Origin of the sequence: Pseudorhodoferax sp. Leaf267 (genome assembly GCF_001422405.1) — a bacterium.
Lineage (GTDB): Bacteria > Pseudomonadota > Gammaproteobacteria > Burkholderiales > Burkholderiaceae_C > Pseudorhodoferax.
In genome coordinates, this window is sequence record NZ_LMMV01000024.1 from 245,062 (window position 1) to 268,194 (window position 23,133).

Here is a 23,133-nt window from a genome sequence, read left to right on the forward strand (position 1 = left end):
CATGGACCGCCGTTCCTTCACACGTTCGTTGCTGGGCGCAGCCGGCCTCGTGGCCCTGGGTGCCCGCGCCGATGCGCCCGACGCCTGGCAGGCCGCCTTCGAGTCGCGCCGCGCGCAGCAGCCCTGGCAGATGGGTTTCGAGGGCTTGCAGGACGACGCGGCACCCCTGCCGCTCGCCATGCGCGGCCGTGTACCGCCCGCGCTGTACGGTGCGTTCTACCGCAACGGCCCGGCGCGCCACACGCTGGGCGGCGAGCGCTACCACCACTGGTTCGACGGCGACGGCATGCTGCAGCAGTACCGGATGGGGCCGCAGGGCGTGGTGCACCAAGGCCGCTTCGTGCGCACCGACAAGTACCTGGCCGACACGGCGGCCGGCTATCCGGTTCGCCCGGCCTTTGGCACCAACCCGCCCCACGCCGAGCCGATCCGCTCGGCCGACGCGATGAACGTGGCCAACACCAGCGTGGTAAGCCACGGCGGCGAACTGCTCGCACTGTGGGAGGGCGGCTCGGCCACGCGCATCGACCCGCAGACGCTGCAGACGCGGGGCCTGAAGACCTGGACACCCGAGTACGCCGGCATGCCGTTCTCGGCCCACCCGCGCCTCGAGCGCGATGGCAGCCTGTGGAACTTCGGCGTCAGCAGCACGGCCAGCCTGCTGTCGATCTACCGCGTGTCTGCAGATGGCCGCGACGTGCGCACGGCCAGCCTCCAGGTGCCCGACATCGCCATGGTCCACGACTTCGCCGTGACCGAGCGGCACCTGGTGTTCCTGCTGCCGCCGCTGGTGTTTGATGTGGAGCGCCTGCGCGCGGGCCAGACCTTTCTGGCCAGCCATGTGTGGCGGCCCGCGCTCGGCCTGCGCGTGCTGGTGCTGCCCAAGGCGCAGCTCGATGCGCCGCGCTGGTTCCAGTTGCCGGCGGGCTTCGTGTTCCACATCGGCAACGCATGGGAAGACACGCGCCGCGGCGTGATCCGGCTGGACTACATCCGCTCGCCCGACGCCTGGTGGGCCACGCAAGGCATCCCGAACTTGATGCGCGGCCAGTACCAGAGCGCCGACCACGCGACGATGGCGTTGGTGGAGCTGGACCTGCAATCGGGCCAGGCCCGGCAGGAGCTGCTGCCGCATGCCGCCGAGTTCCCGCGCGTGGACCCGCGCTTCGTCGGCCAGCGCTACCGCCACGTGCTGGTGTCCGAGCGCGTGGCCGCTGGTCCGCGGCCGGGCTACGACGCGGTCACGCGCATCGACGTGCAGAGCGGCCGTGCTGACCGCTACCGTTACGGCACCGAGGTGCTGGCTGAAGAACACATCTTCGTGCCGCGCGCCGGCGCGCCCGAGGGCCACGGCTGGGTGCTGGGCACGGCGCTGGACTTGCGCCAGCGCGCGATGCTGTTGTCGGTCTTCGATGCGCAGCACCTGGTGGACGGGCCCATCGCGCAGGGTGTGCTGCCGCGCGTCATGCCGCTGGGCCTGCATGGCATCTTCGTGGGCGCCTGATGCGCGTGCGAAGGCTGTCTATTTGCCCGCTGCCGCCAGCAGCGCCTGGCGCACGGCATCGGCGACGCAATAGCCGTGCGCAGCCCAGAGGTCCAACACGGTCTTGACGCTGGGAATCAAGGCCGCGCGCTTGGTCGCAACCAGCAGTGCGCCTGAACCGATGAGCCGCAGGCCCAGCCGCTGCGCCGTCCTGCGCGCACGGCGCTCGTCGACCAGCGCCGTCAGGCCGTGCGCCTGCGCGTAGGCGAGCACTCCCAGCTCGCCCGTGCCCAGGCCGTGGAGCGACGTACCGGGCGCAACATGTGCCCCATCCAGCACGGGCTGCAGATGGCCGTCTGCCAACGCGGTCTGGATCTGGGCTGCGCTTGGCAAGCTCGGGCGCTCCAGGCATTCGGCCAACACGGCGGCGGGCACGGCCACCGGCGCCAGCAGATCGGCCAGGCCCAGCACGATCAGAGGGCCTGCATTGGCCACCAGCAGAACGCCGTGAAGCACGGCCACGTTCATACGGTGTCGCCGCGCAGATCCTCCAGGGTCTTGAGGTCTGCCTCCACCGCATCGGCCGCATCGTCCAGCACGCTGTAGCCCTGGCTGCTCAGGTGCTGCAGGTAGTGCGCATAGGGCTGCCGCGCCATCTTGGCGCTTGCCGCCACGGACAGTTCGCCGCGCAGCACCATCTGATCGGCCAACGCGACGTGCACGCCAGCGTCCAGCAGCGCATCGGTGAACGGCACGGCCACGAACAGCGGCTTGCCGTGCTTGGACACGACGGAGTACTCGCCGGCTTCGGCGTTGCGCACGAGCTCGCCGGTGTGCGCGCGCAGGTCACGGACGGCGAAGGACTGCATGGCATTCTCCGGAACAATCCGGGAAATTGTGCCCACATTTGATGGCGCATTTTTTGTTGCGGGGGATGAACTTGCGCGACAGGGGGCGCTGCCAATCACTCTTCGAGTGTGCGGCCGATCCGAAGCCAATCCAGGCACGGGTGTGGTCCCGGCAAGATTTCAGGGAGCACCTGACGCGCCAGACGCAACCCCCGCGCTGAGTTCGCAAACCACACGACGGCATCCTGGCTGGAGAGGTTGCCCATCACGAAGGCACGGAACCCCGGTATGTTTCCCCAGTGAAAGAAGCAGCCTGTCGATGGCTCCAGGCCCCATCCAAGCCCCCACGCGACATCCTTGGTCTCCGCGGCATCCGGATTCAAGACATCGTCCACCCCGTCTCTGGCCGGGACCGCGGGCGCGAGCCAGCGCGCATGCATGCTCGGCGACAAGCCACTCCCACGCAAGACGGCTTGCAGAAAGCGGGCGTAGTCTTTCGCAGTGGTCACGAGCGACCAAGACGCGGCTGCTTTCAACGGACGGCGCTTCGTGACGGCTTGACCGTCCATTTCCTGTCCTTGCGCATGGTTGGACTCGAACCGGTCCTGCCAGTGGAGACTGGAGTCGGTCATGCCAAATGCCTCGAAGACACGGGCACGGGCGATGTCTTCGAGCGGGCTATCGTCCGCTTGCTCGATCGCTCGCTGCAGCCAGGCGAACGCGCTGCTGCCGTAGTTGAACCGCTCACCGGGCTCAAAGTAGATCTTCAACGGTGTCTGCTCTCCCACGATGTTCGGCAGGCCGCTCGTGTGCGTCAGCACGTGGGCGGCAGTGATCCCCTCGGCGCGCACGTCGCCTGCCACGTAGCTTCCACAAAGGGCATGCAGCGGCTGCTCGAGATCCAGGCGCCCCTCCTCCGCGAGCTGCAGGGCGATGAAGGAGACGAGTGGCTTGGTGAGGGAGGCTGCCTCGAACACAGTACGAGCGTCCACCTCGCTGCGGTCGTGGGCACCGCGGATGCCGATGGCGAACGTCGACGCCATCTCGCCAGACCTCAGCGCCGCAAAGGAAACGCCGGGTATGGCTGCTCTGACACTTGGGTCGCGCAGGATGTCTTCCAACATGGCGATGTCTTTCCTTCAGCTGTCCTTCAAAACTGCGTCCCCACCGTCAAATACACCCGCGGCGTCAGCTCCATGCGCGAACGCGTTTCCACCTCGCTGCCGGCGGCATCCACGCTGCGTCGCACGCGGTCGAACGGCGCATCGCCGATGTTGAACAGCCCGACGCGCCAGTAGCCCCAGCCGCGCACCAGCCCGCCCAGGTACACGTCCAGCGCCGCGCGCGGGGCGCTGCGCCCGCTGGCCGGCGCGCTGTTCAATTTCGCCGGCCCGGTCAGCGTCAACGTGGCGCCGCCGAACAGGCCACCCGCGCGCGGCACGGGCTTGGCGATGGTGGCGCTGGCCGTGTAGCGCGCCTGGCCCGGGATCCGGCTGCCGGCGTCGGGGCCGTCCAGCATGCGCGACTGCAGCAAGCTGGCGTTGGCCGACAAGGTCCAGTCCGCGCCCAGGCCTACCCAGGTGAGGCCGGTCCTGGCGTCGGCCTCCAGGCCCCAGACGATCGCGCCACCGACGTTGCCGCGCCGCTCGGTCCAGCGCCCGGCGTCCAGCGTGGTCACGGTGGCGATGGTGTCGTGCAGGCGGCGCACGAACAGGTTCAGCCCCACCTGGCCCTGGGGCGCCAGCCGCCGCTCCAGCCCCGTGTCCAGCGTCCACGCCACCTCGGGCCGCAGGGCGGGGTTGCCGGCCGTGTCGGGGTTGTCCAGCCCGTTGCTGCCCTGGCTGGGGATGCGCCGGTCCACCAGGTCCCAGATGTTGGGGTTGCGCGTCACGCGCGAGAGGTTCAGCCGCCACTGCAGCTGCTCGTCGATCGGCGTGCGCAGGTGCAGCGAGGGTTGCAGCAGGTTCGTGCGGCGCTCGGCCAGCAGCGCGGCGTCGCTGCCGCTGATGGCCAGCGACTCGCCGCGCAGGCCGGCGGTCAGGGTGGTGTGGGCCGGCAGCTCCCATTCGTTCTGGCCCCACACCACCTGCCGGCGCACGACCACGCCCAGGTCCAGCGGGCCGGCGGCGCCCTGGGACTGGCTCTGGTTGCGCACGTCCAGGCGCCGCTCGTCCACCAGCGCACCCAGCTGCCACAGCAGCGGGTCGGCCGTGCCGGACAGCTTGGCCGACAGCGATCGCAAGCGGTCATCGCGGTCGTCGTGGAAGGCGTAAGCCTCGGCGCCGGTGCGGCCCACGCGGTCCACGGTGTCGGACGTGCGGCTCAGCGCCAGCGTGGTCTCCAGCTTGCTGCGCGCGAAGCGGTGCGTCCAGTCGGCCGCGGCTTGCAGGTACTGGCGTTCGTAGCGGTGGGTTTCCGCCGTGTCGAGCGCATACGGGCCGGTGGCCCCCGTGCCATCGCCCTGGCTGTCATATCGGCCAGCGAAGCGTGCGCGGCTCAGCGTGCCGCGCAGCGCCAGCTGGTCCGAGGGGCCGATGCGGCCCTGCAGGCGCGGCAGCAGCGTCTGGTCGGTGCGCTTGAAGCGGCCCTGGGCTTCGGAGGCGAACACACTGGCGCCGTCGACCCGGCGCTCGCGCGCCACGTCCGAGCCCAGCAGCAGGCCGATGCTGGAGACGGCGACGAAGTAGGACCAGGGTGGGCTGGGCGCTGCGCCTGCATCGGCCGGGTCGGCGGCTTTGCCGCTGCCCGGCAGCGGACCGGCCTTGGAGAAGAAGGCCTGGCCGGCATGCCGGCCCCACACGGTGTTGTCGGTCAGCCGGACGATGGTCTCGCGCTGCGCGCTGGCCTGGCGCAGCACGATGTTCAGCGTGCCGCCCGTGGCACCGGAGAACTCGGCCGTCGGCGCGCGCACGACCTCGATGCGCTCGACCACCTCGGCCGGCAACTGGTCCAGTGGCAGCTGCGTGCGGCCACTGCCCACGCGCTGGCCATCGACCAGCAATTGCGTGGCGCTGCGCTCCATGCCGCGCATGCGGATCTCGATGCCGCCATTGGCATTCGGCGTGACCTGCACGCCGGGCAGCTGGCGCAGCACGTCGGCCACCGAGAACGCGCCGAGCTGGGCGATGTCGGCGCGGTCCACCACCACGAGTGAACCGGTGGCGAAGAAGCGCTGCTCGATGGAGCGCCGGGCCGAGACGGTGACGCCCTCCAGTTGGCGCGCCGGCGGGTCGTCGGCGTCGCCGGGCGTGCCCTGGGACCAGCCGACGCCCGGCGCCGCCAGCAAGGCGGCCGCAAGCGACCAGAGGCAGCGCTGGTGCGCCGTGGTTCGATGGTGCATGGGATGGTCTCCAGCCCTGTTGTGTTTCTTGTGCGTGGCGATTGTGGCGCGCCGTGGCGCGAGAGCCTGCGCTGCGCGCCCTGCTGGCGACACCCGCCTCCTAGAATCGCCCGCGCACCGCCGCGCGCCCGCCTACCCCCATGCCCGATTCCCCCGCTCTCACGCCCGCGCTGCGCCGCTCCATCCTGCTGCTGTCGCTGTCCAACTTCTCCAGCATGTCGGTGCAGCGCATCTGCGACGCCATGCTGCCGGCGCTGGCACTGGAGTTCTCGGTCTCGCTCGCGCAGGCCGCGCAGGTGGTCTCGTTCTTCGCCATCGCCTATGGCGCGGCGCTGCTGGTCTACGGCCCGCTCGGCGACCGCGTCGGCAAGTTCCGCCTGATCGCGTTGTGCACGCTGGCCTGCAGCGTCGGCAGCATCGTCTCGGCACTCGCGCCGGACCTGGCCACGCTGGTGCTGGGCCGCGTCCTCGTGGCGCTGGCGGCGGCCGCCATGATCCCCATGGGCCTGGCCTGGGTCGGCGACGCGGTCAGCTATGAGCGGCGGCAGGAGACGCTGGCGTTGCTGGGCCTGGGCTCCACGCTGGGCCTGGTCAGCGGGCAACTGCTGGGCGGCGTGTTCACCGACTGGTTCGGCTGGCGCTGGGCCTTCTGGTTCCTGACCGCGCTGTTCGGCATCGTCGGCACGCTGCAGTGGCGCGACTGGCAGCAGCAGCGCGTGCGCCCGCACCACATGGCCGGCCTGACGGGCGATGCGGGCCCGCGCCACAGCTTCGGCACGCAGCTGCGCATGATCCTGCGGCGCCCGCATGTGCGGGCCGTGCTCACGGTGTCGGTGCTGAACGGCGCGTTGGCCTTCGGCGCCATGGCGATCTGGGCCTCGCACCTGCATGCCACGCTGGGCCTGTCTCTGGCCGCGTCAGGCGCCAGCGCGGCCCTGGCCGGCGTGGGCGGGGTGCTGTACATGCTGACCGCGCGCCGGTTGATCCCCTGGCTGGGCGAGCGCGGCCTGGTGCGCACGGGCGCCGCCGCCCTGGCCATCGGCGCCTGCGGGCTGGCGTTCACGCCGGTGGGGGCGCTGGCGCCAGTGGCCAGTCTGGTGGCCGGCTTCGGCCTGTTCATGTTCCAGAACACGTTGCAGACCAACGCCACGCAGATGGCGCCCGAGGCGCGCGGCATGGGCGTGGCCATGTTCTCGGTCTCGCTGTTCATCGGCCAGTCCATCGGCGTGGTGCTGGCCGCCAGCCTGATCGGGCGCTGGGGCTCGACGGCGGTGGTGGCCGGTGCCGGCTGCGCGATGCTGGTCCTGGGGCAGTTCTTCGCGCGGGCGCTCCAGCGGCGCGACGCGGCGGCGGCGCGCGCGTGAGCAGCATGTCGCCGTGCCAGTCCTGCGGCGCCTGCTGCGCCAGCTTCCGCGTCGACTTCTCGGTGCACGAACTGCTGAGCCAGGGCGGCAGCGTGCCCGACGGCCTGGCGGTCGAGGTGAACGGCCAACTGGCCCGCATGCGCGGCACGGACCATGCGCCGCCGCGTTGCGCGGCGCTCACGGGCAGGCTCGGCGAGCAGGTGGCCTGCGGCATCTACGAATGGCGCTGCTCGCCGTGCCGCGAATTCGAGGCCGGCAGCGATGCCTGTGGGCGCGCACGGGCGCGGCTGGGCCTGCCGACACTGGAAGGCGGGCTGCACTGAACAGTCGGTTTTGGCCCAGCTGTCGGATTTAACCGACACCACGACCCGCTGCGCGGCGCTAACTTCGCGGCATGACTTCCTCGCCACGCCTGTGGGACATCTCCCCGCCCGTCTACGTGGGCGCGCCGGTGTTCCCGGGCGACACGCCGTACCAGCAGAAATGGGCCGCCACCATCGGCCCCGGCTGCCCCGTCAACGTCAGCGAACTCACGCTGTCGCCGCACGTGGGCGCGCATGCCGACGCGCCACTGCACTACGCGCCCGACGGCGCCAGCATCGGCCACACCGAGCTCGCGCCCTTCCTGGGCCGCTGCCGCGTGATCCACGCCATCGCGCGCGGCCCGCTGGTGGCGTGGGAGCACATCGCCCACGCCATCGACGCCACGCTGCCGCCACGGGTGCTCGTGCGCACCTATGAACGCGCACCCGTGGACCGCTGGGACCCGCTGCTCGCCGCCTACGCGCCCGAGACGGTCGAGCGCCTGGCCGCGCTCGGCGTGCGGCTGATCGGCATCGACACGGCCAGCATCGACCCGGCCGACAGCAAGACCCTGGAAAGCCATCAGGCCATCCGCCGCCACGACATGCGCGTGCTCGAGAACCTGGTGCTCGACGACGTGCCCGAGGGTGACTACGAGCTGATCGCGCTGCCGCTCAAGCTCATCACGGCCGATGCATCCCCCGTGCGCGCCGTGTTGCGCGCACTTTGATTCCTTGTTGGAGACCTGTTCCATGACCACGCTGGACGACTGCCGCCGCCTCGACGCCGCGGACCCGCTGCGCGCATTGCGCGACCTGTTCACGATCCCCGAGGGCGTGATCTACCTGGACGGCAATTCGCTCGGCGTGATGCCCGCCGCCGCGCCGGCCCGCATCGCCAAGGCCGTCACCGAGGAGTGGGGCACGCAACTCATCCGCGCCTGGAACTCGGCCGGATGGTTCGACCTGCCGCAGCGCCTGGGCGACAAGCTTGCGCGCCTGGTCGGTGCGCAGCCCGGCGAGCTGGTGTGCACCGATTCCACCTCGATCAACCTGTTCAAGGTGCTCAGCGCCGCGCTCAAGATCGCGGCCGAGGACGCGCCCGCGCGCCGCCTGCTGGTGAGCGAACGCAGCAACTTCCCGACCGACCTGTACATCGCCGAAGGCCTGTGCCGCGAGCGCGGCCTCACGCTGCACCTGGTCGACACGCCAGGCGAGATCCCCGCGCTGCTGCAGTCCGGCCAGGTGGCCGTGCTCATGCTCACGCACGTGAACTACCGCACCGGCGCCATGCACGACATGGCGGCCCTCAGCGCCCAGGCGCATGCGGCTGGCACGCTGGCCGTGTGGGACCTGGCGCACAGCGCGGGCGCCGTGCCCGTGCAGCTCAACGCCGACGGTGCCGACTTCGCCGTGGGCTGCGGCTACAAGTACTTGAACGGCGGCCCCGGCGCACCGGCCTTCGTGTGGGTGCGCCCGCGCCATGCGGAGCGCTTCTGGCAGCCGCTGTCGGGCTGGTGGGGCCATGCCGCGCCGTTCGCATTCACGCCGGACTACCGGCCCGCCCCGGGCGTCACGCGCTACCTGTGCGGCACGCAGCCCATCCTGTCGCTGACGGGCCTCGAATGCGGGCTGGACACGGTGCTGGCGGCCGAGCCGCTGGGCGGCATGCAGGCACTGCGCAAGAAATCGCTGGCGCTGACGGACCTGTTCATCGCGCTCGTGCAGGAGCGCTGCGAGGGCCTGCGCCTCGTCACGCCGCGCGACCACGCGCAACGCGGCTCGCAGGTCTGTCTCAGCCGACATGACCCCCACGCTCCGCCGCTTCGCGGGTCGCCGCGCCCCGAGGGGGCCGTCGCCGCCTTGGGGCGGCACGGCGGCGGCGAGTCGGGCGCCTACGCCATCGTGCAAGCCCTGATCGCGCGGGGCGTGATCGGCGACTACCGCGCCGGCGACAGCCAGATGCCGGACATCCTGCGCTTCGGTTTCACGCCGCTGTACCTGGGCTTCGAGGACGTGTGGCACGCCGTCGAACACCTGCGCGAGGTGCTCGCCACCGAAGAATGGCGCCAGCCCGAGTTCAACCAGAAGAACGCGGTGACGTGATGACGACGGAAAAGATCGTTCAGGACGAAAAAGCCCAGCTGGACTTCAGCCAGTCCATGAGCTACGGCGACTACCTGCACCTGGACGAGATCCTCAACGCCCAGCACCCGCTGTCGCCCGCGCACGACGAGATGCTGTTCATCGTGCAGCACCAGACCAGCGAACTGTGGATGAAGCTCATGCTGCACGAGCTGCGCGCCGCCATCCGTGCGGTGGCCGAGGACCGGCGCGCCGACGGCTTCAAGATGCTGGCCCGGGTCTCGCGCATCATGGAGCAGCTGGTGAGCGCATGGACGGTGCTGTCCACCATGACGCCGCCCGAGTACAGCGCGATGCGGCCCTACCTGGCCAGCTCCAGCGGTTTCCAGAGCGCGCAGTACCGGTGCATCGAGTTCGCGCTGGGCAACAAGAACGCCGCCATGCTCAAGCCGCATGCGCACCGGCCCGACCTGTTGGCCGAGGTCGAGGCCGCCTACCGTTCGCCGTCGCTGTACGACGAAGCCCTGCGCCTGCTGGCGCGCCAGGGCCTGGCCATCCCGGCCGGCCATCTGGAGCGCGACTGGAGCCAGCCCTACGCTGCCAGCCCCGAGGTCGAGGCCGCGTGGGCCGAGGTCTACCGCGACCCGCACACCCACTGGGACCTGTACCAGCTCGGCGAGAAGCTCACCGACATCGAGGACGCGTTCAGGCTCTGGCGCTTTCGCCACGTGACCACGGTGGAGCGCGTGATCGGCTTCAAGCGTGGCACCGGCGGCACGGGCGGCGTGAGCTATCTGCGCAAGATGCTGGACGTGGTGCTGTTCCCGGAGATCTGGTCGGTGCGCACGGCGCTGTAGGCCTGCGGGTTTGGAAGGGCGGCAACGGGAGGCCGCGCGGATCAAAATCGCCAGATGACCACCTACGAGATCAGCCTGCTGCTGCCCGACCCTGACGACAAGGGCGTGCGCGTGTTCCGCGTGAATGCCAGCTACATCCACGACGAGCCGGCCCTGAGCCCCCAGCAGAAGGCGGCCATCCGCGCGCTGCCGCCTGGCGGCGTGTGGACCGGCAATGCCATCCAGATCAAGCGGCTGGAGGTGTCCGGGCCGCACTGACACCACGCCCGCAGACAAGCGGCACAAGAAGGAGACAAGAACATGCAACAGCCTCCCATCGAGACCGACTACCTCGTCATCGGCGCGGGCGCCGCCGGCCTGGCCTTTGCCGACGCGCTGCTGGCCGAGACCGCCGACGCGCACATCACCATCGTCGACCGCCACGGCAAGCCTGGCGGCCACTGGAACGACGCCTACTCCTTCGTCACGCTGCACCAGCCCTCGGCCTTCTACGGCGTGAACTCGCTGGCGCTGGGCAGCGGGCACAAGGACACGATCGGCCTGAACCGGGGCCTGTACGAGCTGGCCTCGGGCGCCGAGGTCAGCGGCTACTTCGACCGCGTGATGCAGCAGCGCCTGCTGCCCAGCGGCCGTGTGCGCTACCACCCGCTGTGCAACGCGCTGGGCGCCGGCGGCTTCGAATCGCTGCTGTCCGGTGCGCGCACGCAGGTCCACGTGCGGCGCAAGACCGTGATCGCGCGCTTCAAGGACATGGCCGCCGCCGCCATGGCCAACCTGCCGCGCCTGGTGGAGCGCGCCAGCGTCTGAGCCAGGTCAGGGCGCCGACAGCGCCACCGTCCCCAGCGCGCTGGCGAACGTGGTGGGCACGGGCTGCCCGGCGCGCAAGGCCTTCTGACGTGCAAGTCCGTGGTTCGCATCGGCCGGGAAGAACCGCATGCGCTTGCCCGCGCGGCGCCCTGCCAGCGCCTCGTCGCGCGCGATCGCGCCGCCGCCGATGGCCACCATCTCGTCGCTGACTGCGACCATGGCGGCCGAGGTCGGGCCGAGCGTGCCGTTGGCGTCCGCGCCGCCCCAGGTGCTGTCCTGCACCAGGAACACATGGTCGACGGCCGGCGACCAGTGGCCGCCGCCCTCCAGCGCCTTGGTCGACACGATGCCCATGGTTTCGAAGCCGAGCTGCCGGGCCAGCGCGTACACGCTGCCGATGCCGTCGGGCGTCGCGCCGATGTTCACGAGCGTGCGCGCGGGGTCGTTCTCAGCGAGCACGGCCGCAGCCTGGGCCAGCATGGCGGCGTGGTCCTGGTACTCGGCGCCGGAATAGCCGAGGAAGGTCAGCACCCGCTTGTGGCGCCCGGCGACCCAGCGCTGGATGTCGGCGAGCGTGGCGCGGTGCTCGCGCGCGTCCTGCGCCTGGGCGGCCTGGGCGGCAGGCAGGCCCGCCGCGCAGGCTGCGATGGCGGAGGCAGAAGCGGTGAAGGAGCGACGTTGCATGGGCGGTCTCGTGGATGGCAAATGGCCAGCATACGCGCAGCGTCAAGCACCGCCGGGCCGCCCCAAGGTGCTCAGCACCGCAGCACGCAGTGCGAAGGTTCTCAAGTGAGCACCGCGCGCCGTGTGGAGAATGCGGCCGATGCGTTACCTCCACCTCGTTGCGCTCACGCGGCGCCACCCTTCAGCCATCCTGCTGGTCGTGCAGCTGGCCGGCATGCTGCTGTACCCCTTGCTCGAAGGCAGTCGCGCCGGCCCGCTGGCCTTCGGCGCCTTCGGCATCGTGGTGCTGGTGATGACCACGCACATGGTGCGCAGCACGCCGGGGCTGACCTGGCTCAGCGTGTGCATCGCGCTGCCGGCCATCGGCCTGCTGATGCTGCAGGCCTTCCTCGACATGCCGGCGCTGCTGCCCTGGTCGGCGGCACTGGAGTCGCTGTTCTATTTCTACGCGGCGGGCAGCCTCATCGCCTACATGCTGGGCGACCTGCGCGCCACCACCGACGAGCTGTTCGCTGCCGGCGCCACCTTCACGCTGCTGGCCTGGGCCTTCGCGCACCTGTTCGTGGTGCTGCAGGCGCTGCAACCGGGCAGCTTCCTGGCGGCCGTCGACCCGCAGGCGCCGCGCACCTGGACCGAGCTGCTGTTCCTGAGCTTTGCGCTGCTGTCCAGCACCGGCATCGGCGACGTGATCCCCGTGCGGCCGGTGGCGCGTGCGCTTTCCAGCATCGAGATGTTCGCCGGCGTGATGTACCTGGCGGCCGTGGTGTCGCGGCTGATCGGGCTGACGCTGCAGCGGCGCTGATCAGCCGACCTGGGCCAGCTGCGCGCGCGTCCAGCGCACGATGTCGGCCGGCCCCATGGCGCCGGCCTGGCGTGCAATCTCGCGGCCGCCGCGGAACAGGGCCAGCGTGGGGATGCTGCGGATGTTGAAGCGCGCGCCCAGCGCGGGGTGGGCCTCGGTGTCCAGCTTGGCCAGGCGCACGTGCGGCTCCAGCTGCGCGGCGGCCTGCTCGAAGCCCGGCGCCATCTGCCGGCACGGGCCGCACCAGGGCGCCCAGAAATCGACCAGCACCGGGATCTCGTTGCGCGTGGAGTGGCGCTCGAAGCTGGCCGCGTCCAGCGCCACGGAACGGCCCGTGAAAAGCGGCTGGTGGCACTTGCCGCAGTCCGGCGCGCGGGCCATGTCGGCCATGGCGACGCGGTTGGTGGTGTGGCAGTGCGGGCAGACGATGTGCAGCGGCGTAGTCATGCCGCCAATTGCGGGGCGGCGCGGCCGATTTCAAGCGCCGGCCCTTGTTCACAAGGTGCTGGTGACCTTGCGCAGGTGCGGCGGGCGGTCCGGGTTGCGCCCGCGCGCGCGCGACACGGCCTCGGCCAGCCCGTAGAAGCTCTGGATCGCCGTGATCGGGTCCAGCTCGTGCAGGCCGCTCGTGGCCAGCGTGAGCTGGCGCTCGGCCACGTCGGGCGGCGCGGCCAGCAGCACCTGCGCGCCACGCGCGCGCATCTGCCGTGCCAGTTCCAGCAGGCCGGCCTGGGCCGGGCCGGGCGGGGCGAACACCAGCATCGGGTAGCCGGCATCGACCAGCGCCATGGGGCCGTGCTGCACCTCGGCGCTGCTGAACACCTCGGCCTGGATCGCGCAGGTTTCCTTGAGCTTGAGCGCTGCCTCCTGCGCGACGGCCAGGCCCGTGCCGCGGCCGATCACCATCATGCGCTCGGCACCCGCCAGCGCCTCGATGCCGGCCGACCAGTCCAGCGCGGCGGCCTGCTCCAGCACCGGCGGCAGCGCGTGCAGCGTGTCCAGCAGGTTCTGGTCCTCGTGCCAGTGCGCGGCCAGCCGCGCCGCGGCGCTCAGCGCGCAGATGAAGCTCTTGGTGGCCGCCACGCTGAGTTCGGGGCCGGCGTGCAGCGGCAGCGCCCATTCGGCGGCCTCGGCCAGCGGCGAGTCGGCCGCGTTGACCAATGCCACCGTGGTGCCGCCGCCCTGGCGGAAGGCTTTGAACGGCTCCACCAGGTCGGGGCTGCGGCCGGACTGCGAGATGCCCACCACCAGCGTGTGCCGGTGCCGCAGCGGCGCGCCGTACAGCGTCACCAGCGACATCGGCAGCGAGGTCACGAGCCGGCCGTAGCGCGCCATCAGCAGGTAGGCCAGGTAGCTGGCCGCGTGGTCCGAGCTGCCGCGTGCCACGGTCAGCGTGCCACCGTCCGGCGGCGCGCTGCGCAGGTGCTGGCCCAGCGCGGTGTAGCGGGCCGTGTCCTGGGTCAGCTGGCGGGCCACGCAGGCCGGCGCGGAGCGCGATTCCTCAAGCATCAACGAGTTCAATGGTTTCTCCTTCGACCACGGTATGGGTCAGTTGCAGCGCCGGGGACATCACCACGATGTCGGCGTGCGCGCCGGGCTGCAGGCGGCCGCGCTGGTGTTCGCCGAGATAGTCGGCGGCATTCGTGGACAGGTGGCGCGCCACGTCGTGCAGCGGGATGCCGATGGACGCCAGATTGCGAAAGGCCTGGTCCATGGTCAGCACGCTTCCGGCCAGGGTCCCATCGGGCAGGCGCACGCCGCCCAGGCATTTGGTCACCGTGTGCGAGCCCAGGTGGTACTCGCCGTCCGGCATGCCGGCGCCGGCCGTCGAGTCGGTCACGCCGTACAGCTTGGGGATGGCACGCCGCGCGGCGCGGATGGCGCCGGGGTGCACGTGCAGCAGGTCGGGGATCAGCTCGGCGTATTCGGCATGGGCCAGGGCCGCGCCCACCATGCCGGGCTTGCGGTGGTGCAGCTCGCTCATGGCGTTGAACAGATGCGTGAAGCCGCCTGCGCCGGCGTCCAGCGCGGCCACGCCGTCCTCGTAGCTGCCGCTGGAATGGCCGATCTGCGGCAGGATGCCGGCGATCTTCAATTGGCGGATGAAGTCCAGGTGGCCGGCCACTTCAGGCGCCAGCGTCAGCACGCGAATGCGCGCCAGCGCGTGCAGCGTGGCCAACTCGGCGAACGAGCCGTCACGCGCGCAGGCCGGCTGCGCGCCCAGCTTGCCGGGGTTGATGAATGGCCCCTCCAGGTGCACGCCCAGCACGCGGGCTGCACCCGCGGGGCGCTCGGCCATGGCCCGGCCTACGTCGCGCAGCGCATGTTCCAGGTCTGCGGGCGGCGCGGTCATCGTGGTGGCCAACAGGCTGGTCGTGCCGTAGCGCGCATGGGTGCGGGCCACGGTGTCGATGGCGCCGTGGCCGTCCATCACGTCGGCACCGCCGCCGCCGTGCACATGCAGGTCGATAAAGCCCGGCAGCACCAGCGCGTCGCCGTCGCGCGGCGCATGCACGGCATCGCCGTCGATCGCCACGATGTGCTGGCCGAACGTCAACGTGCCGCGCACCCAGCCCGTGGGAGTCAGGATGCAACCGTCCAGGCGGTGGTTCATGAAATTCGTCCGAAAGTTTTAATGCCAGTGTAGTACCAATATAGACCACCTGCAAGATGCCTGATTGTCGATTTGCGCGATGTTTGAGCGCAATTGCGTGTGAGTGCCGTCTGTCATCCCGGCAATGCCGTTGGTCGCTGGACTTGAATCGGCGTAAAGTGGTGCTATAGTGGCATTACTGCGATGCCGGGGCCGTCGCACCGTTCGCCGCTGCCCCGCCACCCCCTTGTCATGGAGACCGCGCATGAACGCACCCAACCTGCATCTGAATGCCTTCATCGGTGGGGCCGTCGTCCCGTTGGAGACCGTGCCCGATCCCGTGTTCGCGGCCGGCATGATGGGCGACGGCGTGGCCATCGAGCCCAGCGAGCGCGTGCTGCGCGCGCCGTGCCCGGGCCGCGTCGTGCAGGTCCATGCGTCACGCCATGCCTGCGTGATCGAGGCCGACGGCGGTGCCCGCGTGTTGCTGCACATCGGGCTGGACACGGTGCTGATGCAGGGCGAAGGCTTCGTCGCCCACGTCCAGCCGGGCTACGAGGTCGCTGCTGGCCAGCCGCTCATCGAGTTCGACCCGGCCGCGATCCGGCGCCACGGCAAGACCGCGCTCACCGTGCTGGCGGTGGAGAACAGCGACGTGCACGCCATCGCCTGGCGCAGCGTCGCGCGCCAGGTGGCGGCCGGCGATGCCTTGCTGGAACTGGCCGCGGCGCCCGGTAGCGCGCAGGCCGCCGCGGCGACAGCGGCGGACGAGGAGGTGGCCGACGGCTGGGCCACCGTGCGCCATGCGGGCGGCCTGCATGCGCGCCCGAGTGCGACGGTGGCCAAGGCGCTCAAGCCGTTCGCGGCGCGCGTGGCCATCCTCTCGCGCGGGCGCCAGTGCAACGCGCGCAGCGCGACGGGGCTGATGGGCCTGTCCATCGGTGAAGGCGAAGAGGTGCTCATCCATGCGCAGGGGGCGGACGCGGGCGATGCGCTGGAGGCCGTGATCGCCGCGCTGGAGACGCCATCGCAGGCCAGCCATGCCGCGCCTGCGCAGCCACACGGGACGCCAGCGCCCACGCCCGCGCCCACGCCGGCTGGCCCCGTGGCTGCGCCACCGGTGGTGACCGGCGGCCAGCTCGCTGGCGTGGTGGCCTCGCCCGGGCTCGCGTTGGGGCCGGTGGCCCACTTCGCGCACGGGCTGGGCGACATCTGCGAGGCGGGCGAGGGCGTGGTGCTGGAGCGCCGCGCGCTCAAGGCCGCCCTGTACGCCGTCACCTGCGACATCGAGACTGCGGTCGCCGACGCCAGGGCCCGCGGCCTGGTGGACCGGGCCGAGATCTTCGCGGCGCACCAGGTGCTGGCCGAAGACCCGGACCTGCTGGAGCAGGCACTGGCCGCGATCGAGGCCGGCAGCAGCGCGGCCTTTGCCTGGCGCGCCACGCTGCAGGCCCGGGCCGCGGCCCTGCAGGCCAGCGGTTCTGCGCTGCTGGTCGAACGCGCAAGCGACCTGCAGGACATCGAGCGGCAGGTGCTGCGCAAGCTGGCTGGCGATGGCGCCGCCACGTCGGTCCTGCCGCCCGGCGCGGTCGTGCTGGCCGACGACCTGGCGCCGTCGGACTTCACCGCGCTGGAGCGCGCCAAGGTGGCCGCCATCGTGACCGCCCGCGGCGGACCCACCTCACACGTGGCCATCCTGGCGCGCGCGCAGGGCATCCCGATGCTGGTCGCCCTGGGGCCCGGGCTGTCGCAGCTGGTCGACGGCCAGCTCGTCATCGTCGATGCCGAGCACGGCCGGCTGGGGCTGTGCCCCGACGTCGAGCAGGTGGCCCTCGCGCAGTGCGAAGTCGCGCGGCGCGCCAGCCTGCGCACGCAGGCCCTGGCCCAGGCCGAGGGCCCGGCCGTGACGCTGGACGGTGTGCGCATCGAGGTGGCGGCCAATGTGGCGAACGCGGCCGATGCGGCGCAGGCCGTGGCCCTGGGCGCCGAGGCCGTGGGCCTGCTGCGCACCGAGCTGCTGTTCCTGGAGCGTGCCGACGCGCCCAGCGTGGCTGAGCAGCGCGCCGACTACCAGGCCGTGGTCGATGCCATGCAGGGCAGGACGGTGATCGTGCGCACGCTGGACGTGGGCGCCGACAAGTCGCTGCCCTACATCGCCATGCCGGCCGAGGAAAACCCGGCGCTGGGGCTGCGCGGCGTGCGCCTGTCGCTGGCGCGCGAGCCGCTGCTGTCCGACCAGTTCAGCGCCATCCTGGCGGTGCAGCCATCGAGCGCCGTGCGCATCATGCTGCCCATGGTGGTGGACGCGCAGGAGATCCGCCAGGCCCGCGCGCTGCTGGACGGCCTGGCCGCACGCGCCGGCATTGCCACCCGCGTGCCGCTGGGCGTGATGATCGAGACGCCGGCCGCCGCCGTGCTGGCCGACCAGCTGGCCGAAGAGGCCGACTTCTTCTCGATCGGCACCAACGACCTGACCCAGTACACGCTGTGCATGGACCGTGGCAACCCGGCGCTGGCCGCACGGCTGGACGGCCTGCACCCGGCCGTGCTGCGGCTGATCGCGCAGACCGTGGCCGGCGCGGCCCGCCATGGCCGCTGGGTCGGCGTGTGCGGCGCGCTGGCCTCCGACCGGCTGGCCGTGCCGCTGCTGGTGGGTTTCGGCATCACCGAGCTGTCGGCCAGCCCGGCGGTGCTGCCGGAGATCAAGGCCGTGGTGCGCCGCCTCGATGCCGCGCTGTGCCGCACGGTCGCGGCGCGCGCACTGCAGCTCGATGCCGCCTACGAGATCCGCGCCCTGGTGCGCATCAGCTGGCCCTGGCTGGAGCCTTGAAACCGCACCGCACTGTTCCCTCACCCTCACGCCACAGCCCGGAGCCCACCATGTCGCTGAACCACTTCGCCGCCCTGCAGCAACTGGGCCGCACGCTCATGCTGCCCATCGCCGTCCTGCCCATTGCCGGGCTGCTGCTGCGCCTGGGCCAGCCGGACCTGCTGGACATCCCGTTCATGGCGCAGGCCGGCGACGCGGTGTTCTCCAACCTCGCGCTGCTGTTCGCCGTGGGCGTGGCGGTGGGCTTCGCCAAGGACAGCCACGGCGTGGCCGGGCTGGCCGGCGCGGTCGGCTACTTCGTGCTGACGGCGGCCATGAAGACCATCGACCCGGCCATCAACATGGGCGTGCTGTCCGGGCTCATCATGGGCGTGGTGGCCGGCCTGCTCTACAACCGCTACCGCGCCATCGCGCTGCCCGAATGGCTGGCCTTTTTCGGCGGCAAGCGATTCGTGCCCATCGCCACCGGGCTGGCGGGCCTGGCGCTGGCGCTGCTGTTCGGCCATGCCTGGCCCCCGATCCAGCACGGCATCGACGCGGTGGGCCACTGGCTGATCGGCTCGGGCTCGATCGGCGTGTTCCTGTACGGTCTGCTGAACCGGCTGCTGCTCATCACCGGCCTGCACCACATCCTGAACAACCTGGTCTGGTTCGTCTTCGGCGACTACACCACCGCGGCCAACCTGGTCGTGCACGGCGACCTGAAGCGCTTCTTCGCGGGCGACCCGGCCGCCGGCGCCTTCATGGCCGGCTTCTTCCCGGTCATGATGTTCGGCCTGCCGGCTGCCTGCTTGGCCATCTACCGCACGGCCAGGCCCGAGAACAGGAGCCTGGTCGGCGGCGTGCTGCTGTCGATGGGGTTGACCTCGTTCTTCACCGGCGTGACCGAGCCCATCGAGTTCGCCTTCATGTTCCTGGCGCCGGTGCTGTTCGGCCTGCATGCGGTGCTGACCGGGCTGTCGATGGCGCTGCTGCACGCGCTGGGCGTGAAGGCCGGCTTCACGTTCTCGGGCGGCGCGCTCGACTATGTGCTGTCCTTTGGCATCTCCACGCGCTCGTGGCTGATCGTGCCGGTCGGGCTGGCGTACTCGGCGCTGTACTACGGGCTGTTCACGTACTTCATCCGCCGCTTCGACCTGAAGACCATGGGCCGCGAAGATGCAGCGCCGGCAGGCAAGGCCGCGGCCCGCACGCCGGCCCAGGCGCGCGCGCAGGACTGGCTGGCGGCGCTCGGTGGCGCGGACAACCTGCTGGGCGTGGCCGCCTGCACGTCGCGGCTGCGGCTGAGCCTGCGCGACACCGGCTGCGTCGACGGGCCGCGGCTCAAGGCGCTGGGCGCCAAGGGCATCGTGCGCCCGCCCGAGGTGGGCATGTTGCAAGTCGTGCTGGGCGCAGAGGCGCAGGACGTGGCCGACGGCCTGCGCGCCGCGCTGCTGCCGTCGTCGTCCGAGCCGATGCCGCTGGACGGGCACACCCCGCGCGCCCAGGGCTTCATCGCTGCGCTGGGCGGTGCGCGCAATCTCAAGCGTGTGGATGCCTGCACCACGCGGCTGCGGCTGGAGGTGGTGGACAACGCGCTGGTGCGCGAGGCCGCGCTGCGCGCCCTGGGCGCGCGCGGCGTGATCTGCCCTGCGCCGGGCTCCGTGCAGGTGGTGCTGGGGCCGATTGCCGACCAGGTCGCCAGCGAAATCCGCGAGGCCATGCACGTGGCCGCCTGACACTCCGGCCGGGGCCGTGGTAGCGTTGCGGCCCCGCCTGCACGAGAGCCCACCGCCACCCGATGAAAAAAGCCGCAGCCCCCGATCGCCCGCCAGCCAGTTCCCTTGCAGAGGACATGGCGCTCGATCCCCAGGCTGCGACGCCGCTCTACCTGCAGGTGCGCAATGGGCTGGCGCGGCTGATCCGCGAAGGCCGCTTCGGCACCGAGGACGCACTGCCGTCCGAGCGTGCCCTGGCCGAGCAGCTCGGCATTTCGCGCGTGACCACGCGCAAGGCCATCGATGCGCTGGCCGGCGACGGGCTGATCCTGCGCCGCCAGGGCTCGGGCAACTACGTGGCACCGCTGCTGGAGCAGCCGCTGACCCGGCTCACCAGCTTCACCGAGGAACTGCTGCAGCGCGGCTTTGCGCCCAGCTCGCGCTGGATCAAGCGCAGCCTGGGCGTGGCCCAGCCCGACGAGATGGTGGCGTTCGGCCTGTCGCCCGGTGCGCGCGTGGCGCGCCTGGAGCGCGTGCGCCTGGCCGACCAGACGCCCATGGCGCTGGAGACCAGCGCGCTGCCGGTCGGTGTGCTGCCCGACCCGCAGGCCGTGCACGAGTCGCTCTACCAGTACCTGGCCGACCGCCAGCAGCTGCCGGTGCGCGCGCTGCAGCACATCCGCGCCAGCAACGCCACGGCCTACCAGGCCGGCCTGCTGGCCGTGGCCGAGGGGCATGCCCTGCTGTTCATCACGCGCGCCGCTTATGCCGAGGACGGCCGCTGCGTCGAGATCACCAACACCTGGTGCCTGAGCGACTACTACGACTTCGTGGCCGAGCTGCGGCGCTGATCAGCTACGGGTCATTCGCTGGCCACCTGCAGCACCAGCTTGCCGAAGTTCCCGCCCGCGAACAGCTTGTTCAGTGACTCGGGGAAGGTCTCCAGCCCGACCACCGTGTCTTCCTTGCTCTTCATGCGGCCGTCCTTCAGGTAGCCGGCCAGCTCGGCGATGGCCACGGGGTAGCGGTCGGCGTAGTCGAACACCACCATGCCCTCCATGCGCGCGCGGTTGACCAAGAGGCTCAGGTAGTTGCGCGGGCCGGCGCCGGGCATGCTGTTGGCATTGTTGTACTGGCTGATGGCGCCACAGATGATCACGCGGGCCTTGCGTGCCAGCTTGGCCAGCACCTGGTCCAGGATCTCGCCGCCCACGTTGTCGAAGTAGATGTCCACGCCCCTGGGGCAGTGCTGCTTCAGGCCCTCGCGCACGGCACCGGGCCCGGCCTTGTAGTCGATGCACGCGTCGAAGCCGAGTTCGTTCACGACCCAGTCGCACTTGGCCTGGCCACCGGCGATGCCGACCGTGCGGCAGCCCTTGATCCTCGCCAGCTGGCCCACCGTCTGGCCGACCGCGCCGGCCGCGGCCGAGACCACCACGGTCTCTCCCGGCTGCGGCTGGCCGATGTCCAGCAGGCCGAAGTAGCCCGTCATGCCCGGCATGCCCAGCACGTTGAGCCACTGGCCGACCGTGCCCAGCCGCAGGTCCACCTTGGCCAGGCCGGTGTGCCGGATCTGGTCGGGCACGACCATCGCGTACTCCTGCACGCCGAGCGTGCCGTACACCGCGTCCCCGACCGCAAAGGCCGGGTTCCTGGATGCGACCACGCGGCCGATGCCGCCCGCGCGCATCACCTCGCCGATGGCCACGGGCGGGATGTAGCTTTTGGCATCGTTGAGCCAGCCGCGCATGGCCGGGTCGAGTGAGAGCGACAGCGTCTTGACGAGCACGCCGCCTTCGTCAGGCTCGCCGACCGGCTCGGTGGTGAAGTTCCAGTGCTCGCGCGTGGCGGTGGTGTCGGGGCGCTGGGCCAGGCGGACTTGGTGGTTGGTGAGGGTGCTCATGTGTGGTGGTCTCCTGGTCTTCTGATTCGGGCGACCATGCTAGCCGTTCCGGCCCTGTGGGGCGGCACGCAGGTGACAGCCGCGCGGCCATCTACACCTGGCGGGTCCAGGGGTTCACCAGTTCCAGTCCGACGTCGGAAAGGTGCCGCACATGGCGCGTGGCCAGTGTGGCGACATGCTCCAGGCGGCGCGCAGATCGAAATCCAGGACGCGGCCACCGAAATCAACCTCCAGCATGCTGGCAAAACTGGCCAGCAGGCCGCGTTCGCGTGCACCATCCGGCAGGCGCGTCAGGCCGAACAGAAGCTCGGCCACGTTCACGCTGGTCAGCCACAACGCTTCGGCTGGCTGCGCGTCCAGCCAGGCCAGCACGTTCGGCTCCGGCCCGGTTCGCATGAGTTCCGACACCACGTTGGTGTCCAGGACGATCCTGGCCGTGACCGGCTCCCCAGCCCCGCTTGGGAAGGCGCGTGCGTCAGCGCATGGCGCAGGATCGTGCGCACCTCTTCTTCCCTGGAGCGGGCATGCTTCAGCGCTTCGCCGCCCTGGCCTTCGCCAGCTCCTCGTAGAACGACTTCGCAAAGTCCGCCCCGATGGTCTCGGTGTTCTTGTCGATCACGGGCTGCACGGCCGCGCGGATCTTGTCGAGCTCGGCGGGTGGCATCTCGTTCACCGCCATGCCCTTGGCCTTGAGCTCACCCACGACGGCCGCTGCGTCCTTGAGCTCCAGGCTGCGCTGCAGCGTGCGCGTGCTCTCGGCCACCTTTTGCACGGCCTGCTGCTGGTCCGGCGTGAGGCTGCTCCACCAGCGCTTGCTGGCGACCAGCGCCACGGGCGTGTAGACGTGGTTGGTGATGGTCAGGTACTTCTGCACCTCGAACATCTTGTTGGCGAACATGTCGACCACCGGGTGCTCGTAGCCGTCCAGCGCCTTGATCTCCAGCGCGGGATAGACCTCGCTGAAGGCCATGGGCACGGCGTTCATGCCCATGGCGTTGAAGCTGGCCAGCGCCATGGGGCTTTGCATCACGCGCACCTTCAGGCCCTTCATCTCGGCCATGCTGGTCAGGGGGCGCTTGCTGTTGGACATGTTGCGGAAGGCGCCGCCGGCCCACACCAGGCCCTGCATGTTCATCTCGGCCAGGCCGTCCAGCATCTTGCGGCCCACCGGGCCGTCGAGCACGTAGGCGGCTTCGGCGTCGCTTGCGAAGATGAAGGGGAAGTCGAAGACCTGCAGTTCCTTGCGGCGCGCGGACAGTGGCGCCAGCGCACCCAGGTACAGGTCCTGCGTGCCGCTCTGCGTGGCGATCAGCATCTTGTCCTCGGCGCCGAGCTGGGCGCTGCCGTAGACGTCGATCTGCAGCTTGCCGCCCGTGGCCTTGCCCACGTCGGCGGCGAACTGCTTCATGGCGATGGCGCGCGGGTGGCTGTCGGCAAAGGAATGGCCCAGGCGGGCGCGCTTGACGTCCTGTGCGCTGGCGGCGAGCGCCAGGGTTGCGAGGGCGGCGGTGAACAGGCGTCGGGTGGTGCGGTGCATG

The 23,133-nt window shown here is 70.9% G+C and carries 23 protein-coding genes; 12 read left to right on the forward strand and 11 right to left on the reverse strand.

Annotated features, from left to right (window positions below; translation table 11 throughout):
- Window position 1 precedes the first annotated feature (1 nt).
- Window positions 2-1,504 carry a carotenoid oxygenase family protein gene (locus ASF43_RS24715; RefSeq protein WP_056187214.1) on the forward strand — a complete coding sequence of 501 codons (1,503 nt, stop codon included), beginning with the start codon at window positions 2-4 and terminating at the stop codon, window positions 1,502-1,504.
- Window positions 1,505-1,522: 18 nt separating this feature from the next.
- Here the strand turns inward: ASF43_RS24715 and ASF43_RS24720 are convergent, their stop codons facing one another.
- The 4 genes from ASF43_RS24720 to ASF43_RS24735 form a co-directional block, all read right to left on the reverse strand.
- Window positions 1,523-2,005, reverse strand: a complete 483-nt coding sequence (locus tag ASF43_RS24720; RefSeq protein ID WP_156373509.1) for a hypothetical protein — start codon at window positions 2,003-2,005, stop codon at window positions 1,523-1,525.
- Window positions 2,006-2,007: 2 nt separating this feature from the next.
- Complete coding sequence (locus tag ASF43_RS24725) at window positions 2,008-2,352, reverse strand: type II toxin-antitoxin system Phd/YefM family antitoxin (RefSeq protein WP_056187219.1); 345 nt, start codon at window positions 2,350-2,352, stop codon at window positions 2,008-2,010.
- Window positions 2,353-2,447: 95 nt separating this feature from the next.
- Window positions 2,448-3,455 carry a serine hydrolase gene (locus ASF43_RS24730; RefSeq protein ID WP_056187222.1) on the reverse strand — a complete coding sequence of 336 codons (1,008 nt, stop codon included), beginning with the start codon at window positions 3,453-3,455 and terminating at the stop codon, window positions 2,448-2,450.
- Window positions 3,456-3,481: 26 nt separating this feature from the next.
- Window positions 3,482-5,671, reverse strand: coding sequence for a TonB-dependent siderophore receptor (locus tag ASF43_RS24735; RefSeq protein WP_056187225.1), 2,190 nt, complete (start codon window positions 5,669-5,671; stop codon window positions 3,482-3,484).
- Window positions 5,672-5,811: 140 nt separating this feature from the next.
- On the opposite strand from ASF43_RS24735, the gene ASF43_RS24740 reads away from it, so the two are divergent.
- From ASF43_RS24740 to ASF43_RS24770, 7 genes are all read left to right on the forward strand, one after another.
- On the forward strand, window positions 5,812-7,035 hold the full coding sequence (locus tag ASF43_RS24740) for an MFS transporter (protein WP_056187229.1): 1,224 nt from the start codon (window positions 5,812-5,814) through the stop codon (window positions 7,033-7,035).
- A gap of 5 nt (window positions 7,036-7,040) precedes the next feature.
- Window positions 7,041-7,358, forward strand: coding sequence for a YkgJ family cysteine cluster protein (locus tag ASF43_RS24745; RefSeq protein WP_056187489.1), 318 nt, complete (start codon window positions 7,041-7,043; stop codon window positions 7,356-7,358).
- Between the two features lie 71 nt (window positions 7,359-7,429).
- Window positions 7,430-8,068 (forward strand): arylformamidase, encoded by a 639-nt coding sequence (gene kynB / locus ASF43_RS24750; protein ID WP_056187231.1) that lies wholly within the window; start codon window positions 7,430-7,432, stop codon window positions 8,066-8,068.
- Between the two features lie 22 nt (window positions 8,069-8,090).
- Entirely contained in the window at window positions 8,091-9,443 is a 1,353-nt protein-coding gene (kynU, locus tag ASF43_RS24755) for a kynureninase (RefSeq protein WP_056187233.1), read from the forward strand.
- Window positions 9,443-10,279, forward strand: coding sequence for a tryptophan 2,3-dioxygenase (kynA, locus tag ASF43_RS24760; RefSeq protein ID WP_056187235.1), 837 nt, complete (start codon window positions 9,443-9,445; stop codon window positions 10,277-10,279). Before kynU ends, kynA begins: the two co-directional genes overlap by 1 nt.
- A gap of 54 nt (window positions 10,280-10,333) precedes the next feature.
- The gene (locus ASF43_RS24765) at window positions 10,334-10,537 is read left to right on the forward strand and encodes a hypothetical protein (protein WP_056187236.1); all 204 of its coding nucleotides are present in this window, start codon (window positions 10,334-10,336) and stop codon (window positions 10,535-10,537) included.
- A gap of 42 nt (window positions 10,538-10,579) precedes the next feature.
- Window positions 10,580-11,086 carry an NAD(P)-binding protein gene (locus ASF43_RS24770; protein WP_056187239.1) on the forward strand — a complete coding sequence of 169 codons (507 nt, stop codon included), beginning with the start codon at window positions 10,580-10,582 and terminating at the stop codon, window positions 11,084-11,086.
- A gap of 6 nt (window positions 11,087-11,092) precedes the next feature.
- Here the strand turns inward: ASF43_RS24770 and ASF43_RS24775 are convergent, their stop codons facing one another.
- Window positions 11,093-11,770, reverse strand: coding sequence for a hypothetical protein (locus ASF43_RS24775; RefSeq protein ID WP_056187241.1), 678 nt, complete (start codon window positions 11,768-11,770; stop codon window positions 11,093-11,095).
- A gap of 139 nt (window positions 11,771-11,909) precedes the next feature.
- Between ASF43_RS24775 and ASF43_RS24780 the strand changes: the two genes are divergently transcribed.
- Entirely contained in the window at window positions 11,910-12,572 is a 663-nt protein-coding gene (locus ASF43_RS24780) for an ion channel (protein WP_056187244.1), read from the forward strand.
- Here the strand turns inward: ASF43_RS24780 and trxC are convergent, their stop codons facing one another.
- The 3 genes from trxC to nagA are packed head-to-tail and all read right to left on the reverse strand — an operon-like array spanning window position 12,573 to window position 15,186.
- Entirely contained in the window at window positions 12,573-13,019 is a 447-nt protein-coding gene (trxC, locus tag ASF43_RS24785) for a thioredoxin TrxC (protein ID WP_056187247.1), read from the reverse strand. It lies immediately after the preceding gene.
- 48 nt (window positions 13,020-13,067) lie between these two features.
- A complete protein-coding gene (locus ASF43_RS24790) occupies window positions 13,068-14,081 on the reverse strand; it encodes an SIS domain-containing protein (RefSeq protein WP_056187250.1) in 1,014 nt (337 codons plus the stop codon).
- The gene (gene nagA / locus ASF43_RS24795) at window positions 14,074-15,186 is read right to left on the reverse strand and encodes an N-acetylglucosamine-6-phosphate deacetylase (RefSeq protein WP_056187251.1); all 1,113 of its coding nucleotides are present in this window, start codon (window positions 15,184-15,186) and stop codon (window positions 14,074-14,076) included. The genes ASF43_RS24790 and nagA overlap by 8 nt, the downstream gene beginning before the upstream one ends.
- A gap of 244 nt (window positions 15,187-15,430) precedes the next feature.
- Between nagA and ptsP the strand changes: the two genes are divergently transcribed.
- From ptsP to ASF43_RS24810, 3 genes are all read left to right on the forward strand, one after another.
- Entirely contained in the window at window positions 15,431-17,995 is a 2,565-nt protein-coding gene (gene ptsP / locus ASF43_RS24800) for a phosphoenolpyruvate--protein phosphotransferase (RefSeq protein WP_056187254.1), read from the forward strand.
- Window positions 17,996-18,045: 50 nt separating this feature from the next.
- Window positions 18,046-19,713: an N-acetylglucosamine-specific PTS transporter subunit IIBC gene (gene nagE / locus ASF43_RS24805; protein WP_056187257.1), complete on the forward strand. Its 1,668-nt coding sequence runs from the start codon at window positions 18,046-18,048 to the stop codon at window positions 19,711-19,713.
- Between the two features lie 116 nt (window positions 19,714-19,829).
- On the forward strand, window positions 19,830-20,543 hold the full coding sequence (locus tag ASF43_RS24810; protein WP_056187260.1) for a GntR family transcriptional regulator: 714 nt from the start codon (window positions 19,830-19,832) through the stop codon (window positions 20,541-20,543).
- Between the two features lie 11 nt (window positions 20,544-20,554).
- Here the strand turns inward: ASF43_RS24810 and ASF43_RS24815 are convergent, their stop codons facing one another.
- From ASF43_RS24815 to ASF43_RS24825, 3 genes are all read right to left on the reverse strand, one after another.
- Window positions 20,555-21,595, reverse strand: coding sequence for an NADP-dependent oxidoreductase (locus tag ASF43_RS24815; RefSeq protein ID WP_056187262.1), 1,041 nt, complete (start codon window positions 21,593-21,595; stop codon window positions 20,555-20,557).
- Window positions 21,596-21,709: 114 nt separating this feature from the next.
- On the reverse strand, window positions 21,710-21,967 hold the full coding sequence (locus ASF43_RS24820; protein WP_235578357.1) for a hypothetical protein: 258 nt from the start codon (window positions 21,965-21,967) through the stop codon (window positions 21,710-21,712).
- 157 nt (window positions 21,968-22,124) lie between these two features.
- Window positions 22,125-23,132, reverse strand: coding sequence for a DctP family TRAP transporter solute-binding subunit (locus tag ASF43_RS24825; protein WP_082498151.1), 1,008 nt, complete (start codon window positions 23,130-23,132; stop codon window positions 22,125-22,127).
- Between the last annotated feature and the right edge of the window lies 1 nt (window position 23,133).